Consider the following 15445-nt stretch of genomic DNA (forward strand, 5'->3'; position numbering starts at 1 on the left):
AGGCGGGCCGCGAGCCCGCACGAACCGACCGACTAAGTCACGACAAGTCCGCTGACGTTTGAGGGCCTCGGCCCTGACGCGCAGGTGCCGTGCCGGCGGGGGAACCGGAGGAGGGGTCAGAACCGGAGGTTCGGCCGGACCTCACACCGGTGGAACCTCACACCGGTGGGCCGACGGTGTGCACGAGCGTGCCGATGCCGTCGATGGAGACCTCGATGCGGTCCCCCGGGGACAGGAACCGGTTCTGCGGCAGCCCGACGCCGGCCGGGGTACCGGTGAGGATCAGGTCACCGGGTTCGAGGGTGGTGAACTCGCTCGCCCCGGCGACCAACCCGTCGATGCCGATCACCAGCTCCTGGAGCAGGGTGTCCTGCTGGACCTCCCCGTTCAGGGTGAGGGTCAGTCGACTGGCCTCGATGTCGGGCAACGCCCAGGCCGGGGCGATCCCGGGCCCGATCGGGCACGAGCCGTCCTGCGCCTTGTGGCCGAGCCAGTCGTAGCCGAACGGGGGGAACACCGCGTCCGGACGGGCGAACCGTCCTCGCGCCGAGAGGTCGTCGGCGACGGTGTATCCGGCGACGACCGCTCGGGCGTCGGCTTGGGAGACCCTGCGGGCACGGCGTCCGATGACGACGGCGAGCTCGCCCTCCCAGTCGTACCTCGGGTCCTCCCCCGCAGGCAGCGGCACCACCGCACCCGGACCGACGACCGTGGTGGTCGGCGGCTTGAGGAAGAAGAAGGGCGTCGCGTCCGGGTCCGGGCGCGCCGTCCCCATCTCGTCGGTGTGGGAGAAGTAGTTGGCTCCGGCGCACAGGACCTTGCGCGGGAAGGTGATGGGCGTCGTCAGCCGGGCGTCCTCGACGATCTCCAGCCGGTCGAGCTCGAGCGCCCGCAGGAGGGGCCCGAGCTCGTCCCACCGGTCGAGCAGCTCGACCATCGTGACCGGCCAGCCCGGGGGCAGGGCCCGGATCGTGCCAGCCGTCTGCACCCCTGCTGTGGGCACGTTCTCGGCGGGGAGCAGGTACTGCACGAGCAGCAGGTCATTCATCAGCTTCTCCCAGCGTCGGTGACGGTCGGGTTCTCGGTCGGGCCGGCGGCCTGGCCGGGGCCGGGATACCCCAGCTCGGCGGACACGGCAGCCGCGGCGGTGCGCAACGCCCCGGCCAGCTCGGGGCTGCCACCTTCGAGCATCCACGCGGGCACGGCGAGGCCGATGACCAGGGCGAGCTGTCCGTCCGCTCCGAAGACCGGGGCGGCCAGCGCTGACATGCCGTAGATCATGTTGTTGAGCGCGCTCGCGTGACCGTCGCGGCGCACGGCTTCGAGCAGTGCGGCCTGCGCCGCCGGTTCGAGCACCCGGGTCTCGTGCCGCGCCTGCTGGCCGGCGAGCGCCCGGGCGGTCACCACGTCCGGCAGGTTCGCCAGGAACACCTGACCGAGCGCGGAGTCGAGCAGCGGCAGCACCGAGCCGACCCGGACGGTCATGGGCAGCGCGTGCGCGCCGGAGTCCCACCGGACGATGACCGGGCCGGCGTCGCTCCAGACGGCGATGTCGACCGTGTGACCGGTCTCGTCGCGCAGCCGGGAGACGTGGGCGGCGGCGACGCTTTCGGCATCGGTCCGCCGCAAGGCCTCGACCCCCAGCCGGCGCGCGGCCGGCCCGAGGTCGTAGCGACCGCTGCTGCCGTCCTGGGAGGCCAGGCCGACCCGGACCAGGCTGACGAGATAGCGGTGCACCTTCGCCGGGTGCATGTCACTTCGACGAGCGACCTCCGACAGCGCGAGTGGGCCGCGACCGGTCTCCAGCGCGCGCAGCACCCGGGCGCCCACCTCGATCGACTGGATGCCCTGCTGCTGCCCCTCGTCCACGCGCTCACTGGTCATGGGACCCAATGCTGACTCATCCTGTCCGGTGGCGAGCGCGCCGTGCCTCATCCCAGCGCACCGTCGACGACCAGGAGGGTGTGGCCGACCGCCCGCCCGTGCATCACCGCTTCGTGGGCCGCTGCCGCCGCGTGCAGCGGCTGTTCGTGCAGCAGGCCGGCCGGCAGCCGGAAGCCGGAGCGGACCAGCTCCCAGAAGTCCGACGTCACCGCGCTCGTCGCCGTGCGGACGCCGATCAGCGCGATGCTGCGGACGTAGAGCGGCGCGGCGGGCACCCGCAGCACGGGCAGCTCGGGGGTGCCGATCGCACCCGAGACCACGATCCGGGATCCGTTCGCCAGGGCTGGGAAATAGCGGTCGAACACGGTCGGGTCGCAGACGTTGTCGATCACGGCGTCAGCACCCCGGCCGTCGGTGAGGCCGCGGACCCGTTCGCCCAGGTCCTCAGCACGCGCGTCGAGCACGGTCATCCCCTCGACCGGCACCACCAGGTCGGGGCGGCGACTCAGCGCCAGCACCCGGGTCCCGAAGCGCGACGCCAGCTGGACCAGCACCGAGGCCAGGGCGCCGGTACCGCCGGTCACCAGCAGCGTCGACCCCGTCCCCAGCTCTGCCGTCCGGAGCTGGTGCAACGCGATGGGTCCGACCGCGGCGAGCGCGGCCGCTTCGCTCAACGTGATGTCGTCGGGCAGGGCGTGCAGGCTGCTCACGGGCACGGCGACGAACTGGGCGTAGGAGCCCCAACGGTGGATGCCGACCATCTCCAGCTTGGTGCACTCGTGCTGGCGGCCGGCGCGGCAGGCTGCGCAACGTCCGCAGGTGTGGGTGTTCATCACCGCGACCCGCCGCCCGACCAGATCCGGGTCGACGCCGGCCGCGACCAGCTCGACCACGCCCGCACAGTCGCCACCGAGGACGTGGGGCAGGGTCACGAGTGCCGAGAACGGGTGCCTGCCCGATCGGGTGCCCAGATCCCGCGTCCGCGACACCTCCACGGCGCCGACCCGGACAAGCGCCTCGCCGGCGCCCAGCACCGGCGTCGGGACCTCCTCGAGCCGGAGCACGTCGACAGCGCCGAACTCACGCATCAGCACGGCCTGCATCAGTGCGCAACCATCTCGGGGTCGACCGGGCCCCACTTGTTCGCCGCCTCGACGCCGGGTTCCCAGACCTGCGGGCCCTGCGGCCAGGACTCGTGCCAGGGTCGGGGCTCGAAGTAGGCGGTCCGGTCGTCAGGCACCACGTCGAGCTCGGTGAACAGCTCGACGAGGTTGCCGTCGGGGTCGCGGTGGTAGGTGAAGATGTTGTGCCCGGCGCCGTGCCGGCCCGGACCCCACTCCAGGCGGATCTCCCGTCGGGCGAGGTGGTCGAGCGCATCCTTCAGATGGTTGATGTCGCGCATCTCGTAGGCGACGTGGAACAGGCCGCGCTTGCGGGTGCTGCGCATCAGGTTGATGGCGTGGTGGTCGGTGTTGCAGCGCAGGAAGGTGAAGAAGTCGCCGATGATGTCGGACCACCGGAAGCCGAGGACGTCGGTGTAGAACGACTGGGTCGCGTCCAGGTCCTCGACGTAGGAGGCGACGTGGCCGAGCTTGCTCGGTCGGATGCCCAGCGAGCTCGGTGAACCGGTCGGCACCTGCTCCGGGTACAGGTGCAGCGGCGTGGCCGTGCCGTGCTCGGGCAGCACCAGCGACGCAGGGATCCCGGGCTGGGCGTCGGACCGCAGCTCCGAGGAGATCCCGAGGGCCCGGAGATCGCGCTGCACCTCGTCCAACGGCGCGGCGACCTCGAAGCCCAGCGCCTGCCGACCGTCGGCCGGGCCGCGCTCGATCACCACGCAGTGGTGCTCGGTGCTCGTCGTCAGGTAGACGGCCGAGTCGGTCCGCTCCGTGACGACGAAGCCGAGCGCGTCCTCGTAGTAGTGCGCCATCCGGTCCAGGTCTGGGCTGCGCAGCTGGTAGAAGCCGGGTTTGCTGACCGGAGCAGGCGCACGGCCCGAGGAGCCCTGTCCGCCGGCCGGGCTCAGGTCCGGCTCGTGCTCCGGGGTCATCAGCTTCTTCGGTGTCATCGTCGACCTCCTTGGTGGCGCAGGCCCGCTTGCTCCGCGACGCGGTCACGTCGTCTGGTCAAGCACACCGTACGTCGACATCTGGTTATCTAAAGCGTAGCGCATTACCCCTAGCGTAAGATACAGTCCTGCAGAAGTCGCTGCAGATGCTCGTTCGTCCGGGACGGAACGTCGTCCTCGCGCCTGCAGCGGGGAGGCCGGACGGCCGACGTGAGCGCCGAGCCGGCGCATCGCTCCAACGAAGGAGACCCATATGCCCGGTGGTTCAGCACCCGCAGCCCGGGTGCGCGCGAACGAGCGGCCGAGCGTCGTCGCCGGGCCGACGAGTCCCACGGCCCCGCGGGCCACCGACCTCCTCACCGTCGAGCGGTTGATCCGCCGCTTCGGCGGCATCACGGCCGTCGACGACCTCTCCTTCACCATCCGGCAGCACGAGAAGCTGGCCGTGATCGGCCCCAACGGAGCTGGCAAGTCGACGCTGCTGAAGATGATCGCCGGACAGGACCGACCGACCTCGGGAACGATCGAGCTGGCCGGCCACGGTCCCATCCAGGGGCGCTCGGCCCGGTCCCTGGCGCGTGCAGGTGTCGCCTTGGCTCGGCAGGTGCCACGTCCCCTGCCCAGCATCAGCGTGCGGCAGAACATCGAGGTCGGCCTGCGGGCGGGCGCCGCCCGGCGCTCGGGGCGCGAGCAGGACCGGCTCGCGGAGATCCTGCACCTCACCGCGCTGGCTGACAAGGCTGAGCGGCCCGCAGGCTCCCTGCCGCTGCTGGACCTCAAGCGGCTCGAGATGGCCCGCGCGCTCGCCACGGAGCCGCGACTGCTGTTGCTCGACGAGGTGAGCGCCGGCCTCAACGAGTCCGAGCTGGACGAGGCGATCGCCCTGATCGCCCGGCTGCACGCCGCCGGGTCCACCCTGCTGATCGTCGAGCACGTGCAGAAGGTCGTCCACGAGCTGGCCGACCGGGTCCTGGTCCTGAACTTCGGCGCACTGCTCACCTCCGGCACACCGGCGCAGGTGACCGCCGACGAGCGCGTGCAGCAGGTCTACCTCGGCGCCGGGCCCGCCGACCGCCGGCAGGAGCCTCCTCGGTCCCTACCCGGCCCGGGTCGCACCGACGCGGGACTACGGGTCACGGCCCTGAGCGTGCAACGCGGCATGCACCGGGCGCTGGAGAAGGTGGACCTGGTGGTCGAGGCGGGATCGATCACCACCGTGCTCGGCCCCAACGGCGCGGGCAAGTCCACCCTGGCCGAGACGATCAGCGGGATGCTCCCGGTCCGGTCCGGCACCCTGCACTGGCAGGGCGTCGACATCACGCGCGTGCCGGCCCATCACCGGCCCGCCCTGAGGATCGCCCACTGCCAGGAAGGCCGGCGGCTCTTTCCCGGCCTGACCGTGCTGGAGAACCTGCAGCTCGGCGCTTACGGAGTGCGAGCAGCCGAGCGGCGCACGCGCCTGGACCGCGTCTTCAGCACCTTCCCGGTCCTGGCCGAGAGGCGCGGGCAGCTGGGCACGACGATGTCGGGCGGCCAGCAGCAGATGCTGGCCATCGCCCGGGCCCTGATGGCGAGCCCGCTCCTGCTCGTGCTCGACGAGGTGACGCTCGGCCTCTCCCCCAAGGTGGCCGACGAGATCTACCTCGCGCTGCAGGACGCCGCCTCGTCCGGCACCGGGCTGCTGCTGATCGAGCAGGACGTCGACCGGTCCCTCCGGCTCGCCGACCATGCCGTGGTCCTCACCCACGGCCGGGTCGTCTACGACGGGGCGCCGGCCGGACTCACCCAGGAGCACCTGATCGCCGCCTACCTCGGCGGGACGAACGCGACAGCGCCGGTCGACCCCGACCGGCCCGGACAGAAGGAGTTGCCATGACACGTTCCCGGCTCATCGCCTCGTTGAGCGCCGTGACCCTGGGCGCACTGGTCCTCGCCGGTTGCGGCGGCGGGCCCGGCGGGACCAGCAGCGACAGCGGTCCGATCAAGATCGGAGCCTCCATCCCGCTGACGGGGTCGCTCGCCGGTTTCGGGCCGATCATCCAGCAGGCGTACCAGACCGACGTGGACCGGGTGAACGCGGCCGGCGGCATCACGGTGGGCGGCCAGCCGCGTCAGGTGGAGCTGGTCCTGCGGGACAGCCAGAGCGACCCGAACACGGTCGCCCAGCAGAGCCGCGACCTGGTCCTGAAGGACGGCGTGGTCGGGCTGCTCGGCTCGGTCAGCCCGCCGCTGGCCATCCCCGCCGCCAACGTCGCCGAGCAGCAGAAGGTGCCCTTCGTCAGCACCCTGACGCCGATCGAGGCGTGGAAGGCGGGCAACCCGTCCGGCTGGACGTACTCCTGGAACTTCTTCTTCGACGAGAACCAGCAGACCGACACCCAGTTCCTGGGGGCCGACCAGGTGCGGACCAACAAGAAGGTCGCCCTGTTCACCGACAACGAGCAGGACGGGATCGTGATGGGCAAGCTGTGGGCGGAGAAGGCGCCCACCTTCGGCTACACCATCGCCACCCACGCGGAGTTCCCGGTGGGAACGACCGACTACTCCACGTTCGTCCAGAAGGCCAAAGCCGCCGACGCCCAGATCCTGATCGCCCAGATGATCCCGCCCGACTCGTTCGCCCTGTGGAAGCAGATGAAGTCCCTGGGCTGGAGCCCGTCGGTCGTCCACTGCCTGAAGTGTGCGGCCCCCGGAGCCTTTCAGAAGGCCCTCGGCCCGCTGGCCGAGGGGACTCAGGGCAACGGGTGGATGCTGGCCTCGGACGACCCGCTCCAGGCCGAGCTCACCCGTGAGTTCACGCCCAAGCTCGGGGACAACCTCGACCTGCAGTCCTTCCTCGCCGAGTTCTCGGCGGCGAAGATCCTCACCGACGCCATTGCGGCGGCCGGTTCCACCGAGGCCGACCCGATCAACGCGGCGATCGCCAAGACGGACACGATGACGGCCTTCGGCCAGCGCGTGGCCTTCGACGGCAGCCACAGCGCCGCCGTCACCGCCGTCAACGTGCAGTGGCAGGGTTCCGAGACGCTCCAGGTCTTCCCCAAGACCAAAGGCTCGGTGGCGCTCCAGTTCCCGGCCCAGGGTCTGCGGTAGGGCCAGACGATGCTCAACACGGTGCTGAGCGGACTGCTCAGCGGCGGCCTCTACGCCATCGTCGCGCTGGGCCTGTCGCTGGTCTTCGGAGTCATGGGGCTGGTGAACCTGGCCCACGGCGACCTCTTGGTCGTGGGTGCCTACCTCGCCTCGGTCACCATCGGGATCCTCGGGGTCGACCCGCTGATCTCTCTGGTGGTCGTCGTCCCGGTGATGTTCGTGCTGGCGTACCCGGTCCAACGTCTGGTGCTGACCGGGTTGTTGCGGCGCGGCCTCGAGCCACCGCTGGTGGCGACCTTCGGGATGTCGCTGCTGCTGAGCGCACTGCTGGCCCAGATCTTCGGTGGGGACGCCCGGACGCTGAACGCCTCCTACGCCACCGCCGGGTTCTCGGTGCTCGGCGGCACCTTGCGGCTCAGCGGCGCCATCACGCTGCTGATCGCGGTGGTGCTCATCGTGGGGACGCACCTGATGATCACGCGCAGCCAGTTCGGATCTGCGCTCCGGGCGGCCGCGGCCGATCCGAGGACCGCCGCCACGATGGGGATCGACGTCCAGCACGTGTACGCCTTCACCTTCGCCCTGGCCGCGGCCTTCGCCGGAGTCGCCGGGGTGCTGGTCGGCATCGGGTACTCCTTCGGGCCGACGACCGGGCTCGGCTATCTGGTCATCGGGTTCACCGTGGTCGTCCTGGCCGGGAGCCGCGGCGTGCTGGGCGCTCTGGGGGGCGGGCTCGCGATCGGTGTGATCCAGAGCGTCGGGAGCAGCGTCCTCGGGGGGCAGTATCGCGACCTCGTCGTCTACGTCGCCTTCCTGGTGATCCTGCTCGCCGCGCCCACCGCCGGCCGGATCCGTTCGGCGATCCCCCGGCGGCGGTCCGCGACCGCCGCGCAGCTGGCCCAGGTCTCGCCGTGACCATCGCGATCCGCCTCGCCGGTCACGCCCGGCCCACGGCGGCGGCCCTGTCCTGGTGTGGCGTCGTTGCGCTCCTGGCCGGCGCACTGCTCGTTCACCCGGCTCTCAGCCGGCAGGGCGAGAACGTGGCCACGTCCCTGCTGCTCTACGTCGCCGGCGCGACGGCCTGGAACCTGATCGGCGGGATGGGCGGTCAGTTCTCCCTCGCCCAGTCGACCTTCGTGGGCGTCGGGGGCTACACCACGGTGATGGTGATGCTGACCCGGGGCTGGAGCACCGTCCCGGCGCTGCTCGCCGCCGGCGTGGCCGGTGCGACGCTGGCGGCCGTGATGGGGGCGGTGCTGTTCCGGCTCCGGGGGGCCTACTTCACGATCGGGTCGCTCGCGTTCGCCCTGGCGGCGCTGTCGTGGATGACCGTCTGGTCCTTCACCGGTGCGACCCAGGGACTCTCCGCTCCCCTCGCGCTCGTCCCCACACCGTCGGCGACCTTCACCCTGGCCGTGCTCCTGGCCGTCGCAGCCATCGGCGCCGGCGTCGCGATCGCCCACAGTCGCTACGGACTCCGGCTGATGGCGGTCCGCGACGACGAGGACGTCGCCGACAGCCTCGGCGTGGCCCCGTTCCTGACCAAGCTGGGCGCGCTCGTGGTGTCGGGAGTGCTGACCTCGCTCGTCGGGGCCGCGTTCGCGATGACGACGATCTCGATCGAGCCGTTCTCGGCCTTCGGGGTCGGCTGGACGATCTCCTTCGTCGTGATGGCCATCGTCGGCGGCCTCGGCACCGTCTGGGGTCCCGCGATCGGCGCGGTCGTCGTCTACTACGGTCTGACCGTCCAGCTGCAGCAGTTCCCGACCGTGAGCGCGATCGTCTCCGGCCTGCTGATCGTGGTGCTGATCACGTTCCTCCCGAACGGCCTGCTCGGTGCGCTGCAGAACCTGACCAGGTTCCTGGTCCGACGGCGTCCGGCCTCCACATGAGGGGCCGCCGGCGCGAGGTGTGGACGACCGCGGAAGGGGAGGGATGACCGCCAGCTACCTGTACGCCTCGACCAGGACGCCCTTCGGCCGCTTCGGGGGAGCGTACGCCGACGTGCGTCCCGACGACCTGGCCGCGACCGCGCTCCGGGGCGTGCTGGCCCAGGCCCCCGAGCTCGACCCGGCCGACGTCGGCGAGGTGGTCTGGGGGGACGCCAACGGGGCAGGCGAGGACAACCGCAACGTGGGACGAATGGCGGTCCTGCTGGCCGGGCTACCGGTGAGCGTGCCGGCCACCACGGTCAACCGGCTCTGCGGCTCGGGTCTGGACGCGGCGATGATGGCGACCCGCACCATCGAGACCGGTGACGCCGACGTGGTCGTCGCCGGTGGGGTCGAGTCCATGACGCGAGCGCCCTGGGTGCTGCCGAAACCGAGGCGGGCGTTCCCGCCCGAGGACCTGGTTGCGGTGTCGACGACGCTGGGCTGGAGGCTGGTCAACCCCGCGATGCCGACGGCGTGGACGGTCTCGTTGGGGGAGGGCAACGAGCAGCTGCAGGAGCGGTTCTCCATCTCCCGAGAGCGTCAGGACGCTTTCGCGGCTCGCTCCCACCAGCTCGCCGACTCCGCCTGGACCGAGGGTTTCTACGACGACATCGTCGTCCGGGTGCCCGGCACGGACCTGGCGCGGGACGAGAGCATCCGACCCGGGAGCACGCCACAGGTCCTGGCGGGCCTGCGACCCGCCTTTCGGCCCGACGGGACCATCACCGCCGGCAACGCGTCCCCGCTGAGCGACGGGGCCTCGGCGGTGCTCCTCGGATCGCGTGCTGCTGCGGACACCATCGGTCTGGACCCGCTCGTGCGGATCGCGGGCCGAGGGACTGCGGCGCTGGAACCACCCGCGTTCGGGTACGCACCCGTCGCGGCCGCGGACCAGGCGCTGCGTCGGGCCGGGATCGGTTGGGGCGAGGTGGGAGCGGTCGAGCTCAACGAGGCCTTCGCCGTCCAGTCGCTGGCGTGCGTCGACGCCTGGGGCATCGATCCCGACATCGTCAACACCAGAGGAGGCGCCATCGCCGTCGGTCATCCGCTGGGCGCGTCGGGCGGCCGCATCCTGGGCACGCTGGCCAAGGTGCTCATCGAGCGCGGGGAACGGTGGGGCGTCGCCGCCATCTGCATCGGTGTCGGTCAGGGGCTCGCCGTGGTGGCGGAGAACGTGGCGCCGACCCAGGGCAGGCGCTGGTGAGGGTCGCGGTCACCGAGGACGCCCAGGAGGCGGTCGGCAGCATCGAGGACGGCTCGACGGTCCTGATCGGGGGCTTCGGCATGGCCGGCATGCCGGTGTTCTTGATCGACGCGTTGATCCGGCAGGGCGCCAGCGACCTGACCGTGATCAGCAACAACGCCGGCAACGGTGACCGCGGGCTCGCTGCCCTCCTGGCCGCCGGCCAGGTGCGCAAGATCATCTGCTCCTACCCTCGGCAGAGCGACTCCTGGGTCTTCGACCGCCTCTATCGCGCCGGCTCGATCGACCTCGAGCTCGTCCCGCAGGGCAACCTGGCCGAGCGGCTGCGCGCGGCCGGCGCCGGGATCGGCGCGTTCTTCTCCCCCACGGGCGTGGGTACGCCGCTGGCCGCGGGCAAGGAGACCCGGACGATCGAGGGTCGCGACTACGTGCTCGAGCTGCCGCTGAGGGGTGACGTGGCCCTGATCGCCGCCCACGTCGGCGACCGGCTGGGGAACCTGACCTACCGCAAGACCGCCCGCAACTTCGGCCCGGTGATGGCTGCTGCCGCTCGCCGGACCATCGCCCAGGTGACGACGGTGGTGGAGCCCGGTGAGATCGACCCCGAGGTCGTGGTCACACCCGGCATCTACGTCGACACGCTGCTGGACCTGGCGGCGCACGCGCGGACCAGACCGGACTCGCCATGACCATCGAGCATCTTCGGCGCGGACCCCGCGACCAGCACGAGCTGGCCGCCGCCGTCGCCGCCGACATCCCGTCCGGCGCCTACGTCAACCTCGGCATCGGCCAGCCCACCCTGGTCGCCGACCATCTGAGCCCCGCGTCCGAGGTCGTGCTGCACACCGAGAACGGGATGCTCAACATGGGCCCGGCCGCCTGGGGCGACGACGTCGACCCTGACTTGATCAACGCCGGCAAGGTCGCCGTGACCGAGCTGCCCGGCGCTGCGTACTTTCACCAGGCCGACTCCTTCGCGATGATGCGGGGCGGACACCTCGATGTCTGCGTCCTCGGGGCTTTCCAGGTGTCCGAGCACGGCGACCTGGCCAACTGGCACACCGGAGCCGCGGACGCGATCCCTGCGGTGGGCGGCGCGATGGACCTGGCGATCGGGGCCAAGTCGGTCGTGGTGATGATGTCGCTGTTCGCCCGGGACGGCACGGCGAAGCTCGTCCGCCAGTGCAGCTATCCCCTGACGGGGCTGAGGTGCGTCAGCCGGGTCTACACCGACTACGCCACCTTCGCGACCGGGACGCACGGAGCGTCGGTGACCGAGACCTACGGCATCTCCTTCGCCGACCTCCAGCAGCGCCTGAGCTTCACCCTCGCGAGCGTCGAGCCCACGACTGCGGCCCGTCCGGTGGCGCCGCAGCCCCGCAGAACCTGACCTCGAGGGCGAGCGGGTGGTCGGCACCGTCGTCACCGCCGATCTCAGCAGCGCCGCCCGGTCTCCCCGAGCTCGGACTTCGTGGACGGCCAGGTCCTCGCCATCGACGGCGGCATGACGGCGGTGGTCTGAACCCGGAACAGTGCCGGAATCAGGCAGGCATCCCGGCCGGTCGAGGGTCCGACCCGGCCGGCGGCGGGGACGACATCCACGTCACCCCGCCGTCGTCGGCGACAATGGTCTGGTGGCCGCCACCTCGCTCCCGCTCATCGACCATGCGACGATCCGAGGCGCGGTCGACCCCGGGTCGTACGCCCGCGGCCAGGAGTACCACCGCCTCCGCCGGGTCACCCGCCTCGAGTGGGACCCGGACGAGAGGCGGCTGGTCGGCGCTGTCCGCGGCAGTCACCCCAAGCCGTACGCCACCTCGGTCTGGCTGAGCGAGGTCGCATCGGGCAGTGAGGTGACTGACTCCTCGTGCAGCTGCCCGATCGGTGGTCACTGCAAGCATGTCGTGGCGAGCCTGCTCGCCTACCACGAGCGAGCGGTCGCCCAGCCGCTGCCAGACCTGCCCAAGCCGCCGACCCGGGCGCCGGCCAACCAGTCCCACGCCAAGCGATCGACGGCACCGCCGACCAGCCCGCCTCGGCCGGCAGCGCCGCCCGTGCCGGCCTGGAAGACCGCGCTGGGTGCGTTGACCCGCGGCGGCGGCGGCCCGCAGAGCAGCATCCCGCTCGCCCGCACCTACCCGCCGCTCGGTCTCCAGTTTCGCGTCGACGGCCTGAAGCAGGCCACCGAGGCAGGCCCGCGATCGCTCGTGATCCCGATCCGGCTCCAGGTCCGGCCCGTGCAGCAGGGAGCCAACGGCGGCTGGTCCGGTGGGTACGGGGTCGGGTGGAGTCCGGGACACTACGGACGCTCGCCGTTCGATCCCCAGGTCACCGAGTGGGTGAGCGAGCTGGGCTCACTGTGGACCAGCCGGACCGGCTACGGCTACAACGCCCCCGAGTGGCGCGCGCTGGAGGACTTCACGTCCTCGGCGCTCTGGCTGCTGCTGGCTGAAGGCGCGCGGCTGGGAGTCCCGCTCCTCGGTAGCGCTGCTCGCGACACCGTCGCGCTGGCGTCGCGCGCCGACCTCGCCCTGGCGGCCACGGCCGACGGGGAAGGCGGGATCCAGCTTCGACGTCACCTGGCGTTCGACGATGTGGCGGCCGGCTACGACGTGATCGGAGCGGTCGGCAAGAGCGGACTGTTCGCGGTGCGGTCGATCGGCAAGGCGCGTCACCTCGACTTGGGCCCGACGGCGCGTCGGCTGTCCGAGGACGACCGGGCCCTGACCGGCTTCCGCGACGCGACCGTCCCGAAGGCGGAGGTGACCGACTTCCTCGAGTCGGCCTACCTGACCCTGCGGCGCAGGGTGCACCTGCGCTGCTTCGACGGAAGTGTGACGCTGCCCGAGCCTGCTCCGCCTCGGCTGGTGCTGATGATCACCTCGCCGCAACCCAGCACGCTCCAGCTGGGCTGGGAGTGGGCGTACGGCACTGCCCGCTGTCGGCTGCACCCCACCTCGGAGGCGTTCCGCGACCCGGAAGCGGAGACGGCCATCTGGCAGGGAGTCGAGAAGACGCTCGGGGCCCGGTTTCTGAGCCAGGAGCCGACCGAGCTCAGCGGCCCCGCGGCTGTTCGGTTCGCGCAGGATCTGCTGCCGCTGCTGGAGGCGTCCGAGGAGGTGGTCGTCGAGGCGACGGAGCTGCCCAGCTATCGGGAGATCGAGGACACCCCGCTCATCACGGTCGGGGCGAGCGAGAGCGAGGATCCGGACTGGTTCGACCTCGCCATCCGGGTCAGCGTCGAGGGCCGGGAGGTGCCGTTCGCGCCCCTGTTTGCTGCGGTCGCCCGGGGCGAGGAATACCTGGTGCTGGACGACGGCAGCTACCTGCGCACCGATGTGGCGGCCCTCGACCGCCTGCGGGAGCTGATCGAGGAAGCCCGTCGGCTGGAGGACAGGCCGGGTCCGCTTCGGCTGAACCGCTACGCCGCGAGCCTGTGGGGCGACTTCGAGGAGCTGGCCGACGTCGTCGAGCAGGCGGATCGGTGGCGGGAGTCGGTGGGTGCGCTGGCCGCGCTCGCCCGCGACGGCGCCGCCCCGGTGCCCGAGGACGTACCGGAGACCGTGACGGCCGAGCTGCGGCCGTACCAGAAGGAGGCGTTCGACTGGCTGGCCTTCCTGCACCGGCACAGTCTCGGCGGCATCCTCGCCGACGACATGGGGCTGGGCAAGACCATCGAGGTGCTGACCCTGCTCGAGCACGTCCGGTCGACGCGGCCCGATGAGCGCGGTGCACCGTTCCTGGTGGTGGCACCGGCGTCGGTGACCGGCAACTGGGCTGCGGAGGCGCAGCGGTTCACTCCTGACCTCGACGTCGTCGTGCTCCCCAGCACGCTGGGCCGCCTCGGCGTCCCGATCGAGCAGATCGTCGGCGAGGTGGACGTCGTGGTGATCTCGTACGCCATTTTCCGGCTCGACTTCGAGCAGTTTGCGACGGTCGAGTGGGCCGGGCTCATCCTGGACGAAGCGCAGTTCCTGAAGAACCCGAAGACCCGCGTCCACGAGTGCGCCCGGCTGCTGAAGGCGCCGTTCAAGCTGGCGGTCACCGGGACGCCGATGGAGAACAACCTGATGGAGCTGTGGGCGATGCTCGCCGTCGTCGCTCCGGGTCTGTACGGCTCGGCCACCCGGTTCCGCGAGGACTACGTCAAGACGGTTGCCGATGGGCTGCGGTCCCGGCAGTCGATCCGGCAGGCGGACGCGGGACACCTGGTGAGCTACAGCGACGAGGATCGGCAAGCCGACCTGGGGGCGACGGCGTCCGGCGAGGCGGCGCTCGCCCGGCTGCGCCGACGGATCCGCCCGATCCTGCTCCGCCGGACCAAGGAGCAGGTGGCTCCCGACCTGCCCGAACGCATCCACCAGGAGCTGCGCGTCGAGCTGGCCCCGAAGCACCGACGCGCGTACGACCTGCTGCTGCAGCGTGAGCGGCAGCGGGTGCTCCGGCTGCTCGACGAGGACTACGAGGGCAACCGGTTCACGATCTTTCGCTCGCTCACCCTGCTGCGACGGGCCGCGATCGACATCTCCCTGACCGACCCGGAGCGGTACGCCGGGGTGCCGTCGGCCAAGCTGGAGCTGCTGTTCGAGAAGCTGGCGGACGTCACCGGCGCCGGGCATCGGGCGCTGGTGTTCAGCCAGTTCACCTCCTTCCTGCGCAAGGTCGCCGAACGCGCCGACCACGAGGGCATCGGCTACGAGTACCTGGACGGCGCCACACGGCGGCGGGCCGCGGTGGTCGAGCGGTTCAAGACCGGCGACGCCCCGCTGTTCTTGATCAGCCTGAAAGCCGGCGGTTTCGGGCTCAACCTGACCGAGGCCGACTACGTGTTCATGCTGGACCCGTGGTGGAACCCGGCCACGGAGAACCAGGCCATCGACCGCACCCACCGGATCGGTCAGACCCGCAACGTGATGGTCCACCGGCTCGTCTCGGCGAACACCATCGAGGAGAAGGTGATGGCGCTGAAGACTCGCAAGGCCCAGCTGTTCGATGCGGTCCTGGGCGACGACGAGGGCACCTTTTCCGGCAGCCTCGGTCCCGACGACATCCGCGGGTTGTTCGAGGCCACCGAGGCGGGTCGCGCGAGCTGACGCGTGCGGAGGTGGCATCGAACGCCGTCCGGTGGTGGACACTCCCGCCTCCGCCGAAGGCTGACCACCGTCTCAGCCCCACGGCGTGGCCATCGTTGTAGCGCACGAGAAGGACTAGCCCGGCGCTTTCACTGCGCTGCCTGTTGAGCTCGTGTTGATCATGTGAAAA

At 71.3% G+C, this 15445-nt stretch carries 12 protein-coding genes; 8 read left to right on the plus strand and 4 right to left on the minus strand.

Annotation, left to right across the window (positions count from 1 at the left end; genetic code table 11):
• Nucleotides 1–157 precede the first annotated feature (157 nt).
• The 4 genes from ACFE76_RS18675 to ACFE76_RS18690 are packed head-to-tail and all read right to left on the minus strand — an operon-like array spanning nucleotide 158 to nucleotide 3952.
• A complete protein-coding gene (locus ACFE76_RS18675; RefSeq protein WP_375433289.1) occupies nucleotides 158–1048 on the minus strand; it encodes a fumarylacetoacetate hydrolase family protein in 891 nt (296 codons plus the stop codon).
• Entirely contained in the window at nucleotides 1048–1884 is an 837-nt protein-coding gene (locus ACFE76_RS18680) for an IclR family transcriptional regulator (RefSeq protein ID WP_375433290.1), read from the minus strand. Before ACFE76_RS18680 ends, ACFE76_RS18675 begins: the two co-directional genes overlap by 1 nt.
• A gap of 47 nt (nucleotides 1885–1931) precedes the next feature.
• Nucleotides 1932–2987, minus strand: a complete 1056-nt coding sequence (locus tag ACFE76_RS18685; protein WP_375433291.1) for a zinc-binding alcohol dehydrogenase family protein — start codon at nucleotides 2985–2987, stop codon at nucleotides 1932–1934.
• Entirely contained in the window at nucleotides 2987–3952 is a 966-nt protein-coding gene (locus ACFE76_RS18690) for a VOC family protein (protein WP_375433292.1), read from the minus strand. Before ACFE76_RS18690 ends, ACFE76_RS18685 begins: the two co-directional genes overlap by 1 nt.
• A 253-nt stretch (nucleotides 3953–4205) precedes the next feature.
• Here ACFE76_RS18690 and ACFE76_RS18695 point away from each other — a divergent pair, with 253 nt between their 5' ends.
• From ACFE76_RS18695 to ACFE76_RS18730, 8 genes are all read left to right on the plus strand, one after another.
• A complete protein-coding gene (locus ACFE76_RS18695) occupies nucleotides 4206–5828 on the plus strand; it encodes an ATP-binding cassette domain-containing protein (RefSeq protein ID WP_375433293.1) in 1623 nt (540 codons plus the stop codon).
• Entirely contained in the window at nucleotides 5825–7045 is a 1221-nt protein-coding gene (locus ACFE76_RS18700; protein ID WP_375433294.1) for an ABC transporter substrate-binding protein, read from the plus strand. Before ACFE76_RS18695 ends, ACFE76_RS18700 begins: the two co-directional genes overlap by 4 nt.
• A 9-nt stretch (nucleotides 7046–7054) precedes the next feature.
• Nucleotides 7055–7960: a branched-chain amino acid ABC transporter permease gene (locus ACFE76_RS18705; protein WP_375433295.1), complete on the plus strand. Its 906-nt coding sequence runs from the start codon at nucleotides 7055–7057 to the stop codon at nucleotides 7958–7960.
• Complete coding sequence (locus ACFE76_RS18710) at nucleotides 7957–8937, plus strand: branched-chain amino acid ABC transporter permease (protein WP_375433296.1); 981 nt, start codon at nucleotides 7957–7959, stop codon at nucleotides 8935–8937. Before ACFE76_RS18705 ends, ACFE76_RS18710 begins: the two co-directional genes overlap by 4 nt.
• 43 nt (nucleotides 8938–8980) lie before the next feature.
• Entirely contained in the window at nucleotides 8981–10183 is a 1203-nt protein-coding gene (locus ACFE76_RS18715; RefSeq protein ID WP_375433297.1) for a thiolase family protein, read from the plus strand.
• A complete protein-coding gene (locus ACFE76_RS18720) occupies nucleotides 10180–10872 on the plus strand; it encodes a 3-oxoacid CoA-transferase subunit A (protein WP_375433298.1) in 693 nt (230 codons plus the stop codon). Before ACFE76_RS18715 ends, ACFE76_RS18720 begins: the two co-directional genes overlap by 4 nt.
• Nucleotides 10869–11573 (plus strand): 3-oxoacid CoA-transferase subunit B, encoded by a 705-nt coding sequence (locus ACFE76_RS18725; protein WP_375433299.1) that lies wholly within the window; start codon nucleotides 10869–10871, stop codon nucleotides 11571–11573. The genes ACFE76_RS18720 and ACFE76_RS18725 overlap by 4 nt, the downstream gene beginning before the upstream one ends.
• Nucleotides 11574–11817: 244 nt before the next feature.
• Complete coding sequence (locus ACFE76_RS18730; RefSeq protein WP_375433300.1) at nucleotides 11818–15276, plus strand: SNF2-related protein; 3459 nt, start codon at nucleotides 11818–11820, stop codon at nucleotides 15274–15276.
• Nucleotides 15277–15445 lie beyond the last annotated feature (169 nt).

The organism is uncultured Friedmanniella sp., assembly GCF_964244005.1.
Taxonomy (GTDB): Bacteria; Actinomycetota; Actinomycetes; order Propionibacteriales; family Propionibacteriaceae; genus Microlunatus.